Origin of the sequence: Arthrobacter humicola (genome assembly GCF_039531445.1) — a bacterium.
GTDB lineage: Bacteria > Actinomycetota > Actinomycetes > Actinomycetales > Micrococcaceae > Arthrobacter > Arthrobacter humicola.
Genome location: NZ_BAAAQB010000041.1, coordinates 33,469 through 53,324, shown reverse-complemented (window position 1 = coordinate 53,324; position 19,856 = coordinate 33,469). Strand labels below are relative to the sequence as shown.

General features: G+C 67.4%; 20 protein-coding genes. 3 read left to right on the top strand and 17 right to left on the bottom strand.

Annotation, left to right across the window (positions count from 1 at the left end):
* Nucleotides 1-69: 69 nt before the first annotated feature.
* Both ABD243_RS16845 and ABD243_RS16840 read right to left on the bottom strand, forming a co-directional pair.
* Nucleotides 70-708 carry a hypothetical protein gene (locus tag ABD243_RS16845; protein ID WP_344367537.1) on the bottom strand — a complete coding sequence of 213 codons (639 nt, stop codon included), beginning with the start codon at nucleotides 706-708 and terminating at the stop codon, nucleotides 70-72.
* Nucleotides 709-811: 103 nt separating this feature from the next.
* A complete protein-coding gene (locus tag ABD243_RS16840; protein ID WP_344367536.1) occupies nucleotides 812-1,630 on the bottom strand; it encodes a nuclease-related domain-containing protein in 819 nt (272 codons plus the stop codon).
* A 168-nt stretch (nucleotides 1,631-1,798) separates the two neighbouring features.
* On the opposite strand from ABD243_RS16840, the gene ABD243_RS16835 reads away from it, so the two are divergent.
* On the top strand, nucleotides 1,799-2,494 hold the full coding sequence (locus ABD243_RS16835; protein WP_344367535.1) for a maleylpyruvate isomerase family mycothiol-dependent enzyme: 696 nt from the start codon (nucleotides 1,799-1,801) through the stop codon (nucleotides 2,492-2,494).
* A gap of 16 nt (nucleotides 2,495-2,510) precedes the next feature.
* On the opposite strand, the gene ABD243_RS16830 is transcribed toward ABD243_RS16835, so the two are convergent.
* The 10 genes from ABD243_RS16830 to ABD243_RS16785 all read right to left on the bottom strand — a co-directional run bounded on the left by ABD243_RS16830 (nucleotide 2,511) and on the right by ABD243_RS16785 (nucleotide 14,088).
* The gene (locus tag ABD243_RS16830) at nucleotides 2,511-3,014 is read right to left on the bottom strand and encodes a mycothiol transferase (protein ID WP_344367534.1); all 504 of its coding nucleotides are present in this window, start codon (nucleotides 3,012-3,014) and stop codon (nucleotides 2,511-2,513) included.
* Nucleotides 3,015-3,088: 74 nt separating this feature from the next.
* Nucleotides 3,089-4,900 carry an FAD-dependent oxidoreductase gene (locus ABD243_RS16825; RefSeq protein WP_344367533.1) on the bottom strand — a complete coding sequence of 604 codons (1,812 nt, stop codon included), beginning with the start codon at nucleotides 4,898-4,900 and terminating at the stop codon, nucleotides 3,089-3,091.
* 12 nt (nucleotides 4,901-4,912) lie between these two features.
* Nucleotides 4,913-5,752, bottom strand: coding sequence for an aldo/keto reductase (locus ABD243_RS16820; protein ID WP_344367532.1), 840 nt, complete (start codon nucleotides 5,750-5,752; stop codon nucleotides 4,913-4,915).
* The gene (locus tag ABD243_RS16815) at nucleotides 5,749-6,669 is read right to left on the bottom strand and encodes a sugar phosphate isomerase/epimerase family protein (RefSeq protein WP_344367531.1); all 921 of its coding nucleotides are present in this window, start codon (nucleotides 6,667-6,669) and stop codon (nucleotides 5,749-5,751) included. The genes ABD243_RS16820 and ABD243_RS16815 overlap by 4 nt, the downstream gene beginning before the upstream one ends.
* Nucleotides 6,666-8,777 carry an FAD-dependent oxidoreductase gene (locus ABD243_RS16810; RefSeq protein ID WP_344367530.1) on the bottom strand — a complete coding sequence of 704 codons (2,112 nt, stop codon included), beginning with the start codon at nucleotides 8,775-8,777 and terminating at the stop codon, nucleotides 6,666-6,668. Before ABD243_RS16810 ends, ABD243_RS16815 begins: the two co-directional genes overlap by 4 nt.
* Nucleotides 8,778-8,786: 9 nt before the next feature.
* Entirely contained in the window at nucleotides 8,787-9,911 is a 1,125-nt protein-coding gene (locus tag ABD243_RS16805) for a Gfo/Idh/MocA family protein (protein WP_344367529.1), read from the bottom strand.
* A gap of 65 nt (nucleotides 9,912-9,976) precedes the next feature.
* The gene (locus ABD243_RS16800; protein ID WP_237563555.1) at nucleotides 9,977-10,732 is read right to left on the bottom strand and encodes an SDR family NAD(P)-dependent oxidoreductase; all 756 of its coding nucleotides are present in this window, start codon (nucleotides 10,730-10,732) and stop codon (nucleotides 9,977-9,979) included.
* Nucleotides 10,729-11,640, bottom strand: coding sequence for a shikimate dehydrogenase (locus tag ABD243_RS16795; protein WP_344367528.1), 912 nt, complete (start codon nucleotides 11,638-11,640; stop codon nucleotides 10,729-10,731). Before ABD243_RS16795 ends, ABD243_RS16800 begins: the two co-directional genes overlap by 4 nt.
* Nucleotides 11,637-12,956, bottom strand: a complete 1,320-nt coding sequence (locus tag ABD243_RS16790) for an MFS transporter (RefSeq protein WP_344367527.1) — start codon at nucleotides 12,954-12,956, stop codon at nucleotides 11,637-11,639. The genes ABD243_RS16795 and ABD243_RS16790 overlap by 4 nt, the downstream gene beginning before the upstream one ends.
* A gap of 202 nt (nucleotides 12,957-13,158) precedes the next feature.
* A complete protein-coding gene (locus ABD243_RS16785) occupies nucleotides 13,159-14,088 on the bottom strand; it encodes a LysR family transcriptional regulator (protein WP_344367526.1) in 930 nt (309 codons plus the stop codon).
* Nucleotides 14,089-14,340: 252 nt separating this feature from the next.
* Between ABD243_RS16785 and ABD243_RS16780 the strand changes: the two genes are divergently transcribed.
* Entirely contained in the window at nucleotides 14,341-15,372 is a 1,032-nt protein-coding gene (locus tag ABD243_RS16780; protein WP_344367525.1) for an alpha/beta fold hydrolase, read from the top strand.
* Here the strand turns inward: ABD243_RS16780 and ABD243_RS16775 are convergent.
* Nucleotides 15,369-15,965, bottom strand: coding sequence for a TetR/AcrR family transcriptional regulator (locus ABD243_RS16775; RefSeq protein ID WP_344367524.1), 597 nt, complete (start codon nucleotides 15,963-15,965; stop codon nucleotides 15,369-15,371). The genes ABD243_RS16780 and ABD243_RS16775 overlap by 4 nt on opposite strands.
* Nucleotides 15,966-16,074: 109 nt before the next feature.
* Between ABD243_RS16775 and ABD243_RS16770 the strand changes: the two genes are divergently transcribed.
* Complete coding sequence (locus ABD243_RS16770) at nucleotides 16,075-16,584, top strand: LURP-one-related/scramblase family protein (RefSeq protein ID WP_116768327.1); 510 nt, start codon at nucleotides 16,075-16,077, stop codon at nucleotides 16,582-16,584.
* A 34-nt stretch (nucleotides 16,585-16,618) separates the two neighbouring features.
* On the opposite strand, the gene ABD243_RS16765 is transcribed toward ABD243_RS16770, so the two are convergent.
* From ABD243_RS16765 to ABD243_RS16750, 4 genes are all read right to left on the bottom strand, one after another.
* A complete protein-coding gene (locus ABD243_RS16765) occupies nucleotides 16,619-17,242 on the bottom strand; it encodes a short chain dehydrogenase (RefSeq protein ID WP_116768328.1) in 624 nt (207 codons plus the stop codon).
* A 65-nt stretch (nucleotides 17,243-17,307) separates the two neighbouring features.
* Nucleotides 17,308-18,543, bottom strand: coding sequence for an NAD(P)/FAD-dependent oxidoreductase (locus ABD243_RS16760; RefSeq protein WP_344367523.1), 1,236 nt, complete (start codon nucleotides 18,541-18,543; stop codon nucleotides 17,308-17,310).
* A gap of 21 nt (nucleotides 18,544-18,564) precedes the next feature.
* Nucleotides 18,565-19,221: an amino acid ABC transporter permease gene (locus ABD243_RS16755; protein WP_344367522.1), complete on the bottom strand. Its 657-nt coding sequence runs from the start codon at nucleotides 19,219-19,221 to the stop codon at nucleotides 18,565-18,567.
* The gene (locus ABD243_RS16750; RefSeq protein WP_344367521.1) at nucleotides 19,218-19,856 is read right to left on the bottom strand and encodes an amino acid ABC transporter permease; all 639 of its coding nucleotides are present in this window, start codon (nucleotides 19,854-19,856) and stop codon (nucleotides 19,218-19,220) included. The genes ABD243_RS16755 and ABD243_RS16750 overlap by 4 nt, the downstream gene beginning before the upstream one ends.

The window sequence follows — 19,856 nt, the reverse complement described above, 5'->3', positions numbered from 1 at the left end:
CATCATGTGCCCCGGTGATGCGGGGGTCAGGGCTAAGGTCCGTCGACTCGGGCCGTCAACGGCGGTCGTTCATTCGGGTGCGCGGAGGTGGACGATATGGGCGGCCACTGTCCACCCCGAGGCGGTGTAGTCGGCCACCCGGTGCGGGGCGAGGACTGTGTAGAGGGTGTCCGCGCCGTGCACATAGGCCTCGTCCGCGAGTGCCGCCACAACGGCCGGCTCAAGGCTTTTCGCGGATTCCGGCGTGAGGGTCTGCAGGCCGCCGATGACGGCCAGGCCCTCCTCGATCCTGATACGGCCGCCGGCAACGGGGTGGTCGAAAACGGATATTTCCACGACGTCGTACCGCTCCAGGGGCGCCTGGGCCAGCTCGGCGTTCTCGGGTAATTCAGGAGCAGCGTTCATCTCACCCGTGGGGGCAGTGAGCAGCACCGCCTGGTCTACAGGTTCCAGGCCCCGGGCTGCGGCGTAGTCCAACGCGTCCCCGGACTCCGCGGTGACCAGCGTGAGGATCGCCCCCGGATGCTCGCGGACGGTCTCTGCGGCGCGGTCCGCGTCGGTTCCGGGCCAGGCGAAGATGTACTCCGGAGGGGCCGGCTCCGTGTCCGGTGCGGTGACGAGTCCGGAGCCCTCCAGTGCTGAGGATTGTCCGCGGACGGCGGCCCAGGCGGCGGCCCAGAGCGGAAGGGTGTCCTGCCAGTCAGCCATGACGCGTTCTCCTTCAAATCAGTTAGGCCGAGGATACGCTCCTGCTGTGAAGAAGTCGCCGCGCGGGACTGCTGACGCAAGCGGCCGCGCTGGAGGGTCTCCCCTACCGGTTGGTCAAAGCGTGCATGATCGCGGCGGCCCACTGGCCTCCGGTCAGCATCAGGACGCCGACGGCCGGTACGCCGAGCGCCCAGGCGACCCGGCGCCGTCGTGCCTGATCCACCAGGTCCCGGAGGGCGGCGAAATTCCGCTTGAGTTCATCAGGGTTGCCGCGCGCCGTCGGCTTCGTGTGCCAGGTCCGGGGCTGCATGGCCGCGGCGGCGATGCCGTGTACCTGTTCAGCGTTCAAGACGGGGTGGCGCCGCTGGAGAAAGCCCAGGAGCTGCCGTTCGCTCAGCACCATCACCTGGCGCGGCTTCTCCCTAACCGTGAGCCGCCGGGGTTCAACGATCACCACGACGCCGGTCACCTCGACTGCCGCGCCCGTTGCGGTGCTGAGGAGCTTCGAGGCCCGGGCGGCCTCGTGCGCGGCGTTGTAGAGATGGCGTTGCTTCTTTCCTGACACCATCAGGGTCTGCCCTGCCACCCAGATCGATTGATCCGCATGGTTTTTGGTGTTGAGGGTGAAGACGCCGGCCGGACCGACAAGCACGTGATCGATGTCCGACCAGCCTGAGCCGACCGGGACGGCATGCAGCACCAGCCATTCGGGCCCCAGCCCGGCCAGAATCCGTCCCACGGTAATCTCGCCCAGCGCACCCTTGTACCAGGGCCAGCTGGCGTCGTTCAACGGGCTGGCGCCGAATATCCGACGGAGCCGCGAACGCGGCGGTACGAGCGCCTGGACTGCCAGGAGTTCCTCGATCACGGACTGCGCCGCAAATCGCTCGGTGAGCGGCGCAGGCGCGGGGTCTGCGATCATGGCTGCGGCTGTGGTGTGGGACGCATGCGAGGCAGCCTACGCGTCCAAGGCCCACACCGTGAGGAGGGAGCGTCGGCGCGCCGCAATCCTTGCGGGCATCGCGGATGACGCCCCGGTCCCAGGCAGCGCGCGTGGGGCCCTCGCCGGGTGTCGCGTTAGGCTCATCCCATGGTCCCCGATCGCTACCTGGCCGAGCTTGCCAGCTCTCTTGACCGCCTCAGCACGCTCGCCCGCCAGCCGGTGGACGTGCTGGCCCGCTCCGTTCCGGCCTGCGCCGGATGGACTCTCGACGAACTTTTCGGGCATCTCGGTTCAATTGAGCGGTGGGCTGCCGCCGTGGTTCGTGAGGGCACGTTCGTTGAGGAACCGGCCCCGCCGCCAGAGGGTTCGGCAGCCTGGTTCCTCGACGGCGTTGCACCCTTCTTCGAGACGCTCATGGCCCTTGATCCAGAGACACGGTGCTGGACTTTTGGACCACCGCCGCGCACGGCCGGGTTTTGGCTTCGACGCCAAGCCCACGAACACGCCATCCACCTCATCGACGCATGCCAGGCGCTGGGCCTGGAAAGCCCTGCTCCCGGCGAGGACTTCATGCTCGACGGGATCGCCGAGGTCCTGACGATGTTCACCCCGCGCCAGCTTCGACTGGGCCGGATGACGCCCCCGGACAAGGCCGTAACCTTCCACGTGCCCGGGGCCGCGAGCTGGACCCTGGGCCCGGGTCCCGCCGTGGCATCAATTACGGCCCCGGCGGTTGGGATGTACCTCGGCCTCTGGGGCCGATCCAAGCTCGAGGATACTGCCATCATCGAAGGTGACGCCGCCGTTGCCCTTCGCGTCCTTCAGGGCCCGCTTACGCCGTGAGGCCCGGAGTTCGGGCTTAGGCGGGATTCAAACCCTTGGCATATGCCGCCTGCCCCACGTGCTGGAGGCAGTCGGCAATCGTGCTGACCAGCCGCACCCCAAGCGTGACGGGCGGGTCCCATCGCGTATCGACGATGCGGTCGAAGTCCTCGTCGCCGAGCGGCGTCAGGAACCCCACGGTCTGCCGGTGAACGGCGTCGTAGTAGTCGAACAACAGCTGCCGGGAAACCCGCACCGCGTCGACCTGGCTGCTCGAATGGCCGTAGCCGGTGTCGCGTTTGGGCAGCGGAAGGTCGAATCTGCCAGCGAACCCCTGCGAGGTCCAGACCTGTTCCAGGCCTGCGGCGGAGGCGAGTTGCGCGTCTTCGACCCGGCTGAGGTGCCAGATCAGCCATGCCATCGAATTTCCGTTACCCGCCGGCCGGCGCACCAGAGTCTCGTCGTCGACGCCTTCCAGCGCGGCGGCCACGGTCTCATGGATGCGGCCGAAGGCGTCCAGCAGCAGTTCGTTGGATTTCATCGAGTCCCCTCACGGTGCATCATCGCTGAGTCCCCATGCTTGCACGGAAGCCGCAGCGGTGGGTAGGGCCGGGCCTACGCCAAGGCGGTCACGTGGCCCGCGGGCTCCTCATCCCCCGCGGTACGCTCAGGGGCCAGGCTGCTGTCGTCTTCGTAGTGTGTCGCGTTGGCGAGGTCGCGGCCCGCGATGTAGCCGAACGTCAGGGCCGGTCCGAGGTTGATGCCGCCGGCCGGGTAGTGGCCGCCCATGACGGATGCCTGGTCGTTTCCGGCGACGTAGAGGCCGGCAATGGGCCTCCCGGCGGTGTCCAGTACCCGGGCGCGCGAGTCGGCGGCGAGTCCCGCGAAGGTGCCGAAGGATCCCGGCACGATCTTGACCGCGTAGAACGGCCCCTTTTCGAGCGGGCGCAGCGACGGGTTGGGCGTGTTCTTCGGGTCCCCGCCGTAGCGGTTGAATTCGCTGGCGCCGCGGTCGAAGTCGGGGTCGAGGCCCTTGCGGGCGTTCTTGTTGAAGTCTGCGACGGTCTTGGCGAGGCTTTCCGGGTCGATGCCGCAGGCAACGGCGAGTTCCTCGATGGTCCGGCCTTTCTTGAGGTAGCCGGAGCGCAGGTAGGGGAAGAGCGGGACGGGAAGCGGCTTGGCCATGCCCAGCGGGAACTTGCGCACGAACGCGGCGTCGGCGATCTGCCAGGCTTCGACGGGTTCGCCGTCCGGGGTCGCGTTGAGCATTCCCTCGACGTAGTCGTAGTAGCCGTTGGCCTCGTTCACGAACCTGCGTCCGTCCGCCCGCACGCCGATACTGCCGGGTTTGGCGCGGTCCATGATGTGCGGGAACGTCCCGGTGCGTCCGTTGCGGTACGGGACCAGGGAGACCGGGCACCAGGCGGCCGGGGACTGCATGTCGGTGTCGAACCGGGCGCCCACGGCCTGGGCCATGGTGATGCCGTCGCCGGTGGTTTCCTTCGGCGCCAGCGTCCAGTGCTCGCGCCCGGTGGGGGTCTTGGGGAACAGTGCGGCGCGCCGGGTGACGTCGTTCGGGAAGCCGCCGGCGGCCAGCACGACGCCGCGGGCGGCGTTGATCTGCAGCTCGCCTTCCGGTGAGCTCACCACAGCTCCGGTGACTGTGCCGGCAGCGTCCGTGATGAGGCGTTTCGCGGGGGTGGAGACGCGGATGTCCACGCCGAGGTCATCGGCGGATTTCATGAGCCGGCCGGTGAGCGCGGTGCCGTTGACCAGCTGCATGTTGCGCCGGTGGGTCAGGAGATCCAGCAGGTGCAGGCCCACCCGCCAGCCGGCGTGGAAGAGTCCCTGGACGTTGCCCTGGGAGGCGGAGAGGAACTTGGTGAGGTCCGGGCCGGCCATGATGCCCATGCCCAGAAAGGAGGTCTCGTAGAGCTGGTGGCGCATCTTGGCGCGCAGCTCGGGCCTGATCCGCCGGGCGTTGAACGGCTTGGGCCCCACCGAGCGGTGCCCGGTGCCGGCACCGGGCGTACTGCCGTAGATGTCCTTGATTTTGGCGCCGGGGACAAACTGCAGGCTGGTCTTGTCGTGGAAGAAGCCGACCATGTGCGGGACTGCCTCAAGGAACGCGTCCACCTTGTCGTCGCGGAAGTTCCCGCCCAGCCGATGCCGCAGGTAGGTGCGGAAGAGTTCGCGGTCCTCGTTCACGCCGTCGGCCTTGGCCAGCGGGTTCCCCGGCGTCCAGGCCCAGCCGCCGGACCACGAGGTGGCGCCGCCGCAGACATCGGCCTTTTCAACAACAATGACTTTCAGCCCGTGGTAGGCGGCCGTGACCGCGGCGGACAGGCCGCCGGCTCCGGAGCCCACCACCAGGACATCACAGTCCAGGCTGGTGCGGTCACGATCGGCGTTTAGGGGTGCAGGCATGGTGTTTCTCTTTCAGTGGAAGAAGGTGTCGGAGTCCAGGCGCGGGGGCGCCCCGGTGTCGAGTGCGTCGATCGCGTCGAGCTGGTCCTGGCCCAGGGCGAAGGTGAAGACGTCGAGGTTTTCGCGCTGACGGTCAAGGCTTGCGGACTTGGGCACGGCCACCCGGTCGTGTTGAACGTGCCAGCGCAGCACGATCTGCGCGGGGGTCTTGCCGAGGTCCCGGGCCGGGCCCGTCACGGCAGGGTGGCTGAGGAAGGTGCCGTTGCGGCCGAGCGGGCTGTAGGCGGCGGTCAGTATGCTGTGGTCCCGGTGGTAGGCAAGCTGCCCGGGCTGACCGTGTTCGGGGTCGACCTGCACCTGGTTCACCGGAACCTTCAGCCCGGCGGCTTGAACGAGCCGCAGGTGGGCCGGTTTGAAGTTGGACACGCCCCAGGCCCGGATGGAGCCCTCCTCCACCAGGCGTTGAAGTCCTTCGCAGGCCTCGACGAACCGACCTTGCGCCGGGTTGGGCCAGTGCACCAGGAAAAGGTCCAGATAGTCGGTCCGGAGGCGCTTCACGGCGTGGCCGAAGGCCTCGCGCACGCCGTCCCGGCTGTGCCATTCGGTGTTGAACTTGGTGGTGAGGAACAGCCGGCTGCGCTCGATCCCGCTGCGCCGGATCCCCTCCCCCACGGCGGCCTCATTGGCGTAGTTCTCGGCCGTGTCGATGTGCCGGTAGCCGCTGCCGATCGCCTGGGCCACGGCCGCCGCGGCATCCTCGCCGGTCAGGGGCCAGGTTCCCAGCCCGATGAGCGGGATGCGGACGCCGGGGGCCAGTTCCGCTGTCGTGGTGTCGTCCCTGGTTTCAGTCATCGGGGCCCCGCCCCCTGGAGGATTTCCGCGTCCCGCAGGGTGCTGGCGGCCGCCAGCACCGCGTCGACGCCGGATTTGAGCCGGCGTGCCCAGCCAAGTTCGCCGAGTTCGGCTACGCGGCGGTCCGACGGCGTCTCCGCACTCAGCGGGAGGGACTCCGGGAGGGCGGCCACGGCGGCGGCGAGGTCGAAGTCGCCTTCGCCGGGCACCTCGCGCTCCGAGCGGGATTCGGTGACCAGATCCGCGCGGCTGGCCGGCCGCCGGGCCGGCCCGTCGCACAGCTGCAGCAGTGGCACCAGGTCTGCGTTGGCGCGCAGTTGCTCCCATTGCGCGGCTTCCCGGCCATCCCGGCCGTCCCGGCCGTTGACAGAGTTGACCGAGTTGACAGAGGTGAAGCCGTTGAACCGGTTGAAGTGCAGGGTGTCCACCACGATCCTGCAGCCGGCCTGCCGGGCAATGTCCGCGGCCTGGGCGATCGAGGCCACGGGCTGGTAGGAGATCGCTTCAAGGGTCGGGGTGATTCCGAAACCGCGGCCGTCCTCGGTCATCCGGGCCAGCGTGTGGACCAGCCGGGCACTGTCCGGATCGGCTCCCGCGACGGTCAGGGATTCCGCCCCCAGGGCCTGCCCGGCTTCCATCATCCGCAGCCAGGCGTCCCGCTGGTCGGTGCCGTCCAGCAGCAGGAATTCGATGTCACGGACACTTACACCGGTGTCCCGCATCCGGGCCAGGGTTTCCCGCAACATCGGCGAGCCGGGCTGGAGGTCGTAAGGCCGTTCGGCCGCAGTCACGGGACGGACCCGGGCTCCGATGAAGTCGAAGCCTGCTGCAGCCGCGATGCCGAGCAGTTGCGGCGGGGCGGTGTTCAGGAGGGACAGTTGGGCGAGCCCCAATGGTCGCCGGGTGCCGTGGGTCATGATGCTGCTCCGTTCAGGCTCATCGTCTTGTTCTCAGTCGTGTTCTCGGTAGGGCTCTCAGTGGTGCCGGGTGTCAGGAGCGCGGCGATGCGCTGGGCTGCGTCGTAACCGCTTTTGACGGCGTTGGAGGCGATCGCGGGCGTCTGGTCCACGACGGTCCCGGCCAGGGTCACCGGCACTCCGGCGGTGCCGGTCAGTCGCGCGTCCCGGACGTCGGCCGGGACCGAGCCGTCCAGCGGGACCACGGAGCGTGAGACCAGGACAGGTCCCGGAGCGGCCAGCCATTCGCCTCCGGCCGGAAGGCCCGGCCCGCTGATCCGGACCCGGGCGCCGTCGTACTCCTCAATGGCCGCGCCCAGGCGGATCCGCACCCGGGGGTTGGCGGTCAGCCGGGGCACGGCCAGGATCTTGGCGCGGCGGCCCGATTCCGGGGCGATGACTTCCTGCGGTCCCACCAGGAGAACCGCAGTCCCGCGGTCGGCAAGGGTGTCCGCAACGCTCATGGCGACGGAATCGGCGCCCCACATGGTCACGGCCTCCGGAGCGGCGGCGCTGCCGTCGAGGATGTCCGCGTGGGCGGCGAGCCACGCCCGCACGTCCAGGACGTTCGGGGAGTCGTCACCGGGGAACCCGGCGGCCGGCCGTAGCCCGCCGGTGGCGATCACGACGGCGTCTGCCGCGGTGTCACGCACCAGCTCGCCGAGGGCGTCGGTGTCCACGCGAGTGCCCGGACGGACGTCGATGCCGAGCCGCGCGTTCTCCTCCGCGGACCATTCGGCGAAGCGGTGGAAGTCCGGCGTGGATTTCATGCGTTCGGCCAGGGCGAACTGACCGCCGGGGCGGGCGGCGGCGTCGAGCACGGTCACGTGGGCGCCGGCTTCGGCGAGTTCGCGGGCGGCGGTCAGGCCGGCGGGCCCGGCACCGACCACCACAACGCGGGAGCCGTCGCGGACGGCGGGGGTGGGGACGGGGACGCGGGAACGGCCCACGGCCGGGTTGACCGTGCAGGTCACCTGGCCAAGTCCGAGGTTGTCGATGCAGACGTTGCAGGCAATGCAGGGCCGGTAGCGCTCGCCGCGCAGGACACCGCCCACGAAGGCGGGGTCGGCGTGGATGGCGCGGGCCAGGCTGACGAAGTCGCAGGTCCCCTCGCGGAGGACCTCCTCGATGATCTCCGGGGAGTTCAGCCGGCCGGCCATGCCAAGTGGCAGCCCGAATTGGCGGTACGCCTTGGCGTAGTCGGCCAGGATGCCCGGCTTCCATTCGCCGGACTGCACGATCCATTCGCCGGCTTCGTAGCTGCCGGCGGAGATGTCCAGGAAGTCCAGGTGTTCCAGGTGGGCCTTGGCGATGATCCCGAGCTGCTGTTCGGCGCTGATTCCCTCGGCAGGACCCTCCACCACCGAGACGCGCAGTCCCACGATCGTGTCCGGGACAGCTGCCCGTACGGCGTCGATGACCAGGTTCATGAAGCGTTCGGGGGCGGCGAACTCGTCGGTGCGGTGGTTGGAAATCGGCGACATGAACTGGTGGATCAGGTAGCCGTGGGCTCCGTGGATGTTGATGACGTCGAAGCCTGCCTGCACGGCCCGGCGGGCGGCCTGGGCGTAGGCGTCCGCGAGCTCATAGCACTCGGCGGCGGTGAGTTCGCGCGGAACCTCCCCGCCCGCCGTCGCACACGGGACCGGCGACGGTGCCAGGTTCTTGAACCCGGAGACGGCGGCCTGCGCGGTACGGCCTCCATGGTTGAGTTCGACGGCGGCGAGCGCACCCTCGGCGTGCAGGGCGTCGGTGAGCCGGCGCAGCCCGGGAATCATGGCATCGGTGTGCAGGCCCAGCTGGTGGGTGCGGCCCTTGCCGTCGGCTCGGACGAAGGTGGCTTCCGTGGTGACCAGGCCGAGGCCGGCCTTGGCCCGGGTGACGAGGTAGTCAATGTACTGCTCTGTGATGGCGCCCTCGGTGGTGCCGTAGTTGCGCTCCATCGGGGCGGAGGCGAGGCGGTTGCGGAGGGTTTTCGGGGTGCGGCCGTTGCGGCCCAGCGTCAGGGGCTGTGCGCTCAGGGTTTGGGCGCTCAGGGTTTGGGCGGCGCGGCGGGTGTTGTGTTCCATGACTGTTCCTTAGCCGGCGACAGGCGCCGGTGTTTGCTTGGTGGACGGTAGATCGGCGAAGCGCACGGGTTGCCCGGACCGTGAGGACTCGTAGACGGCGAGGAGGATCCGCAGGGCTTTGGTGGCGTCGTGGCCGGTGATGGCGGGGTCCGTGCCGTCGCGGAGGGCCTGGACGAAGTCACGGACCTGGGTGGTGTGGTGCGGGATCAGTTGGCCGTTGATGGTGGCCAGGTCCACGTTCGGGTGGACGCCTTCCGGGTGGGCGGGCTCCGCGCTGATCGTCTCCGCCACGGCCCACAAGTCCACGCGGCCGTCGCTGCCTTCCGGAAATTCGGTGAGGGAGGCGGAAGCGCCCGTCTCCCCCGTGACGCGCAGCTGCACGCCCAGGCTCGGGGACACCGCCGTCGAGGCTTCCAGGGTGGCCATGGCCCCGGAGGTGAAGGTGATGACGGCGGCGGCCGAGTCTTCCACCTCGATGTGATGGCCGTGCTTGTAGGTGTTGATCCTGCCGTAGACCTCGGCCACGTCGCCCATGAACCACTGGAGGAGGTCGATGTAGTGGATGGCCTGGGTCATGAGGACTCCGCCGCCGTCGTTGGCCCAGGTCCCCCGCCAGGCGTCCCGGGAGTAGTACTCGGGGTCACGGTGCAGCATCACCGAGCACTGGCCCATGATGGGCCGGCCCAGCGTGCCGTCGTCGATCGCGGCGCGGATGCGCTGCGCCGCCGGCCAGAAGCGGCGCTGGAACAGGACGCCCAGCCTCACTTCCGCGGCATCGCAGGCGGCAACCATGCGCTCCGCGGAGGCCAGTTCGATGGCGATCGGCTTCTCGCAGAGCACGTGGACCCCGGCGGCGGCAGCCTGCAGCACGACGTCCTCGTGGGTGGGGTGCGGCGTGCAGACGGACACGAGGTCCAGGTCCAGGTCCAGCAGCTCGCCCACGGTGGCGACGGCCGCCGGAACACCCCAGGCGGCGGCGGTGGCCTGCGCCCGGTCCAGGTCGACGTCGCACACGCCCGCGATCTGCACGTTGTCGAGGGCACGGAAGGCCGCCATGTGGTTGCGCGAAATGGCGCCGCAGCCGGCTATTCCAACGCGGAGCGTGCGGGGGGCCGGGGATGCTGATGGGGTCATCGGAAGAGCCGTCTTTCTGATCCGGGGATCGTGGAGAAATGTGGTGGGCTAAGGTGCTAGCGCAGCTAGTACGTGGCGCGGCCCCCGGAGAGGTCGAACACGACTCCGGTGGTGTAGGAGGCCGCGGGCGAGACGATGAATTCGATGAGTGCAGCGGCTTCGGCGGGTGTGCCGAAACGGCCCATGGGGATCTTGGCGGCCTGTGCCGCCTGCTGTTCCGCCGGGACCTCCTGGAACAGCGGTGTCATGACGTTGCCGGGGGCCAGGGCATTGACGGTGACGCCGGTGAGGGCAAATTCCTTGGCCAGCGACTTCACGAGGCCCAGGATGCCGGCCTTGCTGGCGGAGTAGGCGGGCATGTTGATCACGCCCTCCTTGCCCGCCGTCGACGAAAGGTGCAGGAGCCGCCCGTAACCCGCCGCCGCCATGGCGGGCAGGACCGCCCGGGAGACGATGAAGGCCCCCGTGAGGTTGACAGTCAGGATCCGTTCGAATTCTTCGACCGTAGTGCCCAGTGCTGAGGCCACCGGCCCCAGGATGCCCGCGCAGTTCACGACGGCGTCGAGGCCGCCCATGGCCTGTACGGCCGAGGCAACGGCGGCACGAACGGACTCGGGGTCCGTCACGTCCAGCGGAAGTGATCCGGGGTCCTCGCCGGGCCAGCGGGCGGACGGGAGGTCAGCCCCGATGACGGCGGCGCCCGACGCCCTGAGACGTTCCGCCGTCGCCAGGCCGATGCCGCTCGCTGCGCCGATGACCAGGCAGCGTGACTCTGCGATGGTGCCGGGTATTGCAGTGCCGGGTGCCACGTCGGAACTCATGAGCGGGCCTCGGCCCGGAAGCTGGCCAGCATGCGTTCGGCGTCGGGCCGGATGCCGGTGAAGAGCTCAAAGGCGGCGACGGCCTGCCCGACCACCATGCGTCCGCCGTCGAGCACCGCGCAGCCGCGGTCCCGGGCGGCCCTGATCAGTTCAGTGTCGAGGGGCCGGTAGATGACGTCCGCGACCCAGAGTCCGGAATGGAGAAGTTCGGGATCCACCGGCAGGCCCGGATGGCCGCTCATGCCGATCGGCGTCGTATTCACGAGCCCGTCGGCTGTCCGGATGCTCGGGGCCACGGAGTCGGTGCGCGTGACGGACACCTCGCTGTCCGGAAAGTGCGGGGCGAGCCGTGCGGCGAGGCCCTCGGCCCTGGCCGTTTCGATGTCGGCGATGACCAGCTGCCGGGCGCCGGCTCGGAGGAGTCCATAGGCGACCGCTGCTCCCGCTCCGCCGGCGCCGATCTGGACCACCAGGTTGGTCGCGGCGGCGGGGAGGCCGGCCCGGAAGCCGCCGATGAAGCCGAGGTGGTCCGTGTTGTGGCCGACTGCCTTTCCACCGTGGAAGGTGATCGTGTTCACGGCGCCCAGGATGCGGGCGTCGGGTGAAAGATCATCCAGGCCATCCTGGACCAGCTGCTTGCTGGGGTGGGTGACGTTGAGTCCGTCGTAGCCGAAGTCGGCTGCGCTGCGGACCAGGGCGGCGGACCGCTCGGCGGGCTGGCCGACGGTGTCGAGGTCGATCACCCGGTAGGTGTAGGACAGGCCGAGCTGATCGGCTTCGGCCTCATGAAGGCGGGGCGTCAGCGATCCGCCGATGCCGGCGCCCAGCAGGCCGACGACGTGCCGGTGGGTCGGATCGGCAGCCCGGGGCTCAAACGCCCACGTGCTCTCCAGCGTCTGGAGGCTCATGCCCGCACCTTCTCTGTCAGGGCTGCTTCTGCCACGACGGCCTGCGGCGCCGGGAGCCGCTTGTGGGATTTCTTCAATCCCAGCAGCGCGGTGGGGGTCCGGTACGTCTCGGGACCGGTGAGGGTTGCGATCGCGGAGATGAGGCAGGCCACGGCGGCAAAGGTGGCCACGGGGATCCAGTTGCCTTTGTTGCCCCCAATCAGAAGTTCGGAGATCGCGGGAGCGAACCCGGCCAGGAGCAGGCCGAACATGAGGCTGATGGCCATGCCCGAGTAGCGGACCTTGACCGGGAACTGCTCCGGGAAGTAGGCGGGGTAAATGGCGTTCGCGCCGGTGTAGGCGACACCGATGAGCAGGATTCCGGTCAGGAAGATCAGCGGAACGTTCGCTGCGGACAGGGCTGAGAAGAACACGTAGATCATCCCGATCTGCAGGACGAGCCCGGTAAGGAAGACCGGCTTGCGGCCGATGCGGTCCGAAAGAAGTCCGGCCAGGGGCCCCATGGCGACTGCGGTGACGTTGGCCACGGCGATCACCACGAGCATGAGTCCCTTGTCGATTCCCACCACCGATGTGGCATAGGAGAGCGCGAAGACGTTGATGATCGTATTGATGATGGTGAACAGTGACATCGCGGTGATGCGGAGCACGGTGACCCAGTGGTAGCGGAACAGGGTGACCAGGGGTACCTTGACCACTTCGTCGTTGTCTTTCACTTCTTCAAAGACCGGAGGCTCCTCGAGGAGACGCCGCAGCACGAAGGCGATGACAGTAACAATTGCGCTTGCGAGGAACGGGATGCGCCAGCCCCAGGCCAGGAGCTGCTCTTCCGGCATGGACGCCACGGGAATGAAGACCAGGGTGGAGAGCACGATGCCGAACATGATGCCGCTCATCGTCCAGCTCGTGTAGAAAGCGCGCTTCGTGTCGGGGGCGTGCTCGAGGGTGAGCGAGCTCGAGCCGGGCGATTCGCCGCCGGCGGAGAGTCCCTGAAGCAGCCGAAGGGCCACGATCAGGACGGGTGCGGCCATGCCGATCTGGCTGTAGGTGGGAAGGCAGCCGATCAGGAACGTTGAGGTGCCCATGAGCAGCAGGGTGAAGAGCAGCACGCGCTTCCGCCCGAACTTGTCGCCGAGGTGACCGCAGATCACGGCCCCGAGCGGGCGGGCGACGTAGGCGACGCCGACCGTCGCGAAGGACAGCAGCATCGACGACGGGCCGGGGGCGAAGAACAGCTTCCCGAAGATCAGCGCTGCCGCTGAGCCGAAGATGAAAAAGTCGTAATACTCCAGAGCGCTTCCAACAAACCCTGACACCGCCGCGATTTTGGCGTTGTTCCGAGGCCGTGCTGACGCCGATGTCGACATTGACATGGTGTTCCCTTCGTGTGACCGGGAACCGTTGCTCCGCTGCCTCCTGAAGTGGGCGACGATGCGGATCGGTTCCGCCGCTGTGTGCGGCTCATCCACAAGTGTGATGCGTCGCACTGTGTAAGTCCACGACAGAAATGGTCTATCACTAAGTGGATTTTGGTCTCAATTGCGGCCAGTCGAGCGGGTCCGGGAAGATCTCTTCGACGACGGCGAGGACTGCCGCCAGGACGGCGGAGTCATTTTCGGAGGACCAGGCGATGGCGTGGTTCATGAAGTGCTGCGGGTCCTCCAGGGCCACGTACGTGGCGCCCGACGGGATGATGTTCGCTATTCCGCTGCTCATCAGCGTGACGCCGACGCCGGCCGCGACGAACGTCAGGACCATATACGGATCCGACAGCTCCTGTACGACGCGCGGCCGGAACCCCGCCGCCATGCATGATGCCAGCAGCACCTCCGTCATCGAGGACGACCCGTCCATCGGCGGCGATATGAAGTCATCCCCGGCCAGGCTTTGCAGCGGGATGGACCTTTCGCCGGCCAGCGGGTGATCCAGCGGGAGCACAGCCCCGATTTCCTCGCGGGCAACCAGCCGGGCCGTGACCGAGGGGACCGGGGTTTCGGGAAAGCCGACGAAGGCCAGGTCAAGGGTGCCGTTTGCGACGCTCGCCAGGCCGTCCGCCGTGCGAACCCTGCTGGTGAGGTCCAGTTCGATGTCGGGATATCGACGCCGCACGGCGCGCGTGAGCGGCGGAAGGGTCAAATGGTTCACCGCTCCGGAGAAACCGATCCGGATCTTCCCCCGGATGCCCGCGACCTCCGTTTGGGCAGCTTCGCGGGCCAGGCGCATTTCCTGCAGCACGCGGTAAGCCCGCGGCAGGAGGGCGTGGCCGGCGGGCGTCAGCGCCACGCTGCGGGTATTGCGCTCAAAGAGCCGCGTCCCGAGGTCGGCCTCGAGCTTGCGGATCGTCTGGCTCAGCGGGGACTGCGAGGTGTGCAGACGCACCGCCGCGCGGCCAAAGTGGAGCTCTTCGGCAACCGCCACGAACGCTTCAAGCCATCGGATTTCGGTCATTTCAGGCGCCTTACTCCTCGCCGCGACGGCCCCTTGCGGACCCTGGCCGGCTCTGGCCGGATGCGGATAATGCTATGAATCAACACAATAGTGCGGTTATTGAGCCCGGTTCAAGCCTGATCCTCCGTAGGAAAAATTCATAAGCGGATTCACTGATTTATCTCATACAGCCCTGTATGATTTAACCAGCAGATCGACAGCGCGGAGACGTCGCACCGCATACCTCAGTCCCTTCTTCCTGGAGTTTTTGCCATGTCGCTACGCCTCGTCCGCCGCACCAGCTCAGCCTCGGACCAGCCGCCCCGCCGGCGGCGGGGACGGCCCCTCCGGCTGGCAGGAGTCGCGGCGCTGAGCCTCGCCGGGCTGCTGCTCGCTTCCACCTCAACGAACCTCCTGGTGGAACAGGTCGAGAAGACCAACACGGTCGCCTACGGTCGGAAGGTCCACATCAACGAGGGAACCATCAACGTCACCCGGACCGGCGATGCCGGACCGACAATCGTACTGCTCAGCGGACTCGGAACCCCGGCCCCGGGCCTGGATTTCGCCCCGCTGATCCGGGAGCTGGGAGGCTACCAGGTCATTGCCGTTGAGGGGTTCGGCTACGGCTACAGCGACATGACAGCACGGCCCCGGACCATAGAAAACATCACGGAAGAACTTCACGAAGTGCTGTCCACACTCGGCGTCAGGGCGCCGTACACACTCATCGGGCACTCCATTGCCGGCTACTCCACCCTGTACTACGCCAACAAATATCCGCGCGAAGTGTCCGCGGTGATCGGCATCGACCCGACTGTCCCTGCGGGCAAATCATCCTCGACCGGAACTACGGCCCCCGCGGAGAGGGCCGCAGCGGACTACTCCTGGGCGCACATTCCTTCGACCCTGGGCGTGGTCCGCTGGGCCACAGCTCTGGGTTACGGGGAGCCCGGGGGTGACAGCTTTACGCCGGCCGAACGCGAACACATCCGCCAGATGACCAGCTGGAACTTCGGCAACCAGGCCGTCACGGACGAAACTCTCCGGATGGGCGAGAACGCCACGAAGCTCCGGGATGTCCGGTACCCCGGCAACCTCCCGGTGCTCGACTTCCTGTCCCGGGACACGATGCAACAGCAGCCGGACTGGTATGCCGCGCACGAACGCCAGCTGGCCAACGTCACGCACCACGAGCTGGTTGTCCTCGAGGGAGACCACTACCTGCACTGGACTCAGTCCAAAGCTATGGCGAAGACGATCACGGAGTTCCTGGGTCGAAGCGGCGTGAAGCAGGGCCTTTAGGGCGCCGGATCCGCCGGCGGGATCAGGAGGGCCCGGATGGTTGCCGGAAGGACCCTTGCTGCATCGTCTTCTGTGAGACGCCCTGCACGGATTTCCGCGGCTGCGCTGTGGAGGATCGAGTAGAAGCAGGCCCCCTGCCACGCGAGGGACTGATCGGTGCGGAAGGTTCCCTCACTCCTGCCTTTTTCAAGGACCGTGATCACCCGCGCGAGCGGCTTGTCATGGTGGGCTCTGATTTGCTCGGCCGAAAGGTACGGTTCGGCCGCCGCCAGGAGCGAGTTGAACTGATAGAGGACTCGCCAGGATGACTGAACGAGGTCCCGGAGGCACTTCCACGTGTCCTGCTTGATGTCTACTGCGGCGAGTTCGGCCGCGGCACGGTCCATTGTCCGGGCGAAGACGGCACCGACCAGTTCCTCCCGGTCCGCGAAGTGTCCGTACAAGGTCACCCTGCCCACTCCTGCGACGCGCGCAATTTCAGACATGCTGGCCCCCGGATCATCGCTGAGGCAGGTCAGTGCCGCATCGATGATGGCGTCCTTGTTCCGGACGGCGTCCGCCCGCTTGGTCCGCTCTTTCTGCACCTCAGACACCCGGCCTACCCGCCCATCCGATTACTCAAACAATTATGTTCAGGTTACCAGCGGTGACCATCCGGTTCGGGTGAGGCGCCGGCCGGCGAACCGGACCTATGGTCAAAACATGGGACTACTACGGCACCGGCACGAACCCGCGGGCGAACGGTTTCAGATGCGCGAGAAACTTCTCTCGATCGGGGATGACTTCTGGATCGAAAACGACCAAGGCCAGCGCGCGTACAAGGTCAATGGCAAGGCGCTCCGCGTCCGGGACACGTTCGTCCTGGAGGACGCCTCGGGAAACGAGGTGGCGCGGATCCAGGAGCGCAAGCTCTCGCTCCGGGACAAGGTCGCCATCGAACGCGGCGGCGACACCGCCGCGACTGTCCACAAGGCGCTGATCGGGCTCCGCGATCGCTTCACCATCGATGTGAAGGACGGCGCCGATATGAAGGCGCACGGCAACATCGTCGACCACGAATACGAGATCGAACGCGACGGCCACACCGTCGCCACGATCTCCAAGAAGTGGTTCCGCGTGCGTGACTCCTACGGCGTCGACGTCGCCGCGGGCCAGGACGTCCCGCTCATCCTCGCGATCACGGTCGCCATCGAGTCGTTGACGACCCACTGACATAGTCCGTGGCGTTCAGGAAGAGCCCTCCCTGCTATGACCAGGCCCTAATCGTCTGCCCCGTTTCGGAACCGTAGACGCTGCGGACAAAGGCCGCGGCCGCCACGGCGCCGGGAACGGCAGCGAAACCGGGGAACACCGCCGCATAGGCATCAGCGGACTCCTCCAGCACCGTGGCGCTAACGGTATTCAACCGCAGGTGCGGCAGCTCCGCAGCGGCACTTTTCACGAAGGCGTCAAGGCCAATGTTGGCGATGGCGCTGGGCGATCCGCCCGGGAATGCATAATTTCCCACGATCCCGCTGGTCAGGGTGATGGATCCGCCGGGCCGGACATGGCCACGGGCCGCCAGGGTGATGCGGATCTGGCACAGCAGCTTGCCGTTGACGGTCGACGCGTAAGTATCCAGGGTCGCATCCGATGCTGATGCCCATTTGGCTCCCCCGATGGTGCTGACCACCGCGTCCACCGTCCCCACCCTGTCAAAGAGGGCCGCGACGCTGGCATCGTCCCGGCAATCGACGGGATGTTCGGTCGACGACCGTGACGCGCTGATAATGTCCAGCTGCCCTTCCCCGGCCTTGTCGTGGTGTGCGGACAACGCCCGCACCACGTTTTGGCCGACGGTTCCGGTGGCGCCGATGACGAGGATTCGCATGAATGTGCCCTTCGTTGTTGAGAATGTGCAACCGGAACCCCCGGTTGACGGTCCTATCTGCGCATTTATCTCCGCAGGGGGTTGAACGCCGCTAGCTGGTGCGGCACGGCACCCGTCACGATGTGTTCGGCCAGTAGCTTGCCTGTTGCCGGTCCCAAAACCATCCCCCACATGCCGTGTCCGCCGGCCGCATAAATTCTGTCCGAGGCCAGGCGCCCAACAACGGGCAGACCGTCGGGTGTGATCGGGCGGGAGCCCACCCACTCGTCGCGACGGGACGGCCAGTCGATGCCCCGCAGCAGCGGACGAACGGCTCGCGCTACTGACTCAAGCCGGGCAGAATTCAGAGGCTCGTCCGGATCAAGGAACTCCATGGTTCCCGCGATCCGCAGCGCCCCCTGATAGGGCGTGCAGACAACCCGCTGTTCCGGAAAGTAGAGAGGTCCGGCCGGCAGGCAATCGCCGTCGACGGTGAACGAGTAGCCCCGGCCGGCCTGGACGCCGATTCTCAGCCCCCACCGAGTGGCCAGCCTGGGCAGCAAAGCGCCGGTGGCAAGGACGACGACGTCGGCCGTGAGCCGGTTGCCGTCGTCGGACGTCACGCTTGCCGACGACGGCCCGGCGTCAACGGAACATACGTTGGCGCCGTCCATGATCTGGCCGCCGCAGGCTTTAAAGGCCCGGGCAACGTCCCAGACGAAGTCACCCGGATCAAGATAGCTCTGTCCGGATATCTCCAGGCCGTGCGCCACAGCGTCGGAGAACACCGCCGGACGGTTCCCGTCGGCCAAGGTGCTGACACCGATGCTCTGGCCCATGGCGTGGAGATGTTCCAGTTCCGTCCGGAACGCCGCGGCGGCCCTTGCGCTGCTGAAGCCTGCAACGTAGGGCGCCGCAATGACCGGTGAGGCAATGCCGTGCGCCTTGAGCTCGGCGAAGGACTCATCAACGGCCGTCGTGATGGGCTGGAGCGCTGACATGGTCTGCCGCCACGTCCGGGCGTTCATGTTCGCGGCGAATCGCAGGAGGAATTTCCACAGCTGCGGGTCGAAACGCAGCGGCACGTGCAGCGGGGCGTCCGGATCGGTCAGGCTTTGCAGGGCGTGCTTCCAGGCGCCCGGCTCAGCCAGGGGCATGACCAGGCCCGGGGTCACCCAGCCGGCGTTGCCCCAGCTCGCTCCGGCGGCCGGCCCGACTTTGTCCACGACGGTGACGGATAACCCCCGTTGCTGCAGGTGCCAGGCCGTCGACAGTCCGACAATGCCGGCGCCGACGACTATGGCCGATTGCGGTGTGTTCATCCGGTTGCTCCCTGTCATCGTCTAAAGGTGCCGGCTCAGCATGCGTTCCGCGAAGACGGACAGCCATGTTGCGGGGATCGAGATGGCAGCGTAGAGCAGGCCGGCAATGATGAACACCGGCAGGTACTGGAACGTGGACGAGCCGATCGAGTACGCCTGGCTCATGAGTTCCGGGACGGCAACTGAATAGGCCAACGACGTCGCCTGAAACAGGAGTACTGCGAAGCCCATCAGCGAAGGGAGGGCAATTCGCAATCCCTGCGGGATGACCACGAACCTCAGACAGTCCCGGTAGCTCATGCCCAGCGCATGGGATCCCTCGACTTCACCCGGCGGCACCGACTGGATGCCGCCGCGGATCAGCTCGGCGCTATAGGCCGCCGTCGTCCAGGTCAGGGCCAAACATGCCGAGGCCATGGAGCTGAGGGTGATCTCGGCATTCGGCAGGCCGTAGTACATGAGCTGCAGGAGGACCAGGGCCGGCGCGCCGCGGCCCACTTCGACGAAGAACACCGAGAGGTACCGGAACGTTTTGTTGCGGGCGGTCACGCCGAAGGAGAAGACCAGCCCCAGGGGCAGTCCAAAGGCCAGGCTCAGGAGCGTCAGGGTGAGGCTGACTTTGAGTCCGTCAAAGAGTGTCGGCCCGTATTGGATTGCGACATCGACCAGGTTGTTCATCGGGCCACCGCCTTCCGCATCTTGATGTCAAGGTGCCTCGAGAGCAGTCCCAGCGGAACGCTCAATAGTATGTAGACACCGGCAGCCACGAAGAACACCATGATGCCTTCGCCGGACTGCCGGGCGTATTGGCTGGACATGAAGACGATCTCGGCCACGCCGATGGACGACGCGATGGAGGAATCCTTGAGCAGCCCGATGGCAAACGTGGTGTAGGCCGGAACGACGGCCCGCGCCGTTTGCGGGCCGATGATTAGGCTCCAGACCGTGGCCCGGTGAAAGCCCAGCGCCGAGCTGGCCTCCCACTGGCCCTTGGGAATTGACGAGATGGCGCCGCGGAAAATCTCCGCGAGATAAGCTGCGGCCACCACGCCAAGGCCCAGGACGCCGGCCTGCAAGGCGGTGAGCCGGATGGCGCCGATGGAGACCCCGTAGTACAGGATGAAGAGCCACACCACGGGCGGGACTCCTCGCAGCAGGTCAACCAGCCCGCGCGACATCAGCCAGACGAGCCGGTTCCGGCTCCGCAGCCCGGCAACGATGGGCAGCGCGACAACCGTCCCGATCATCAGGGCCAGAATGGTCACGAGGACTGTGAGCGGCAAGCCGATGGCGATGGCCCGGAGCATCTCCAT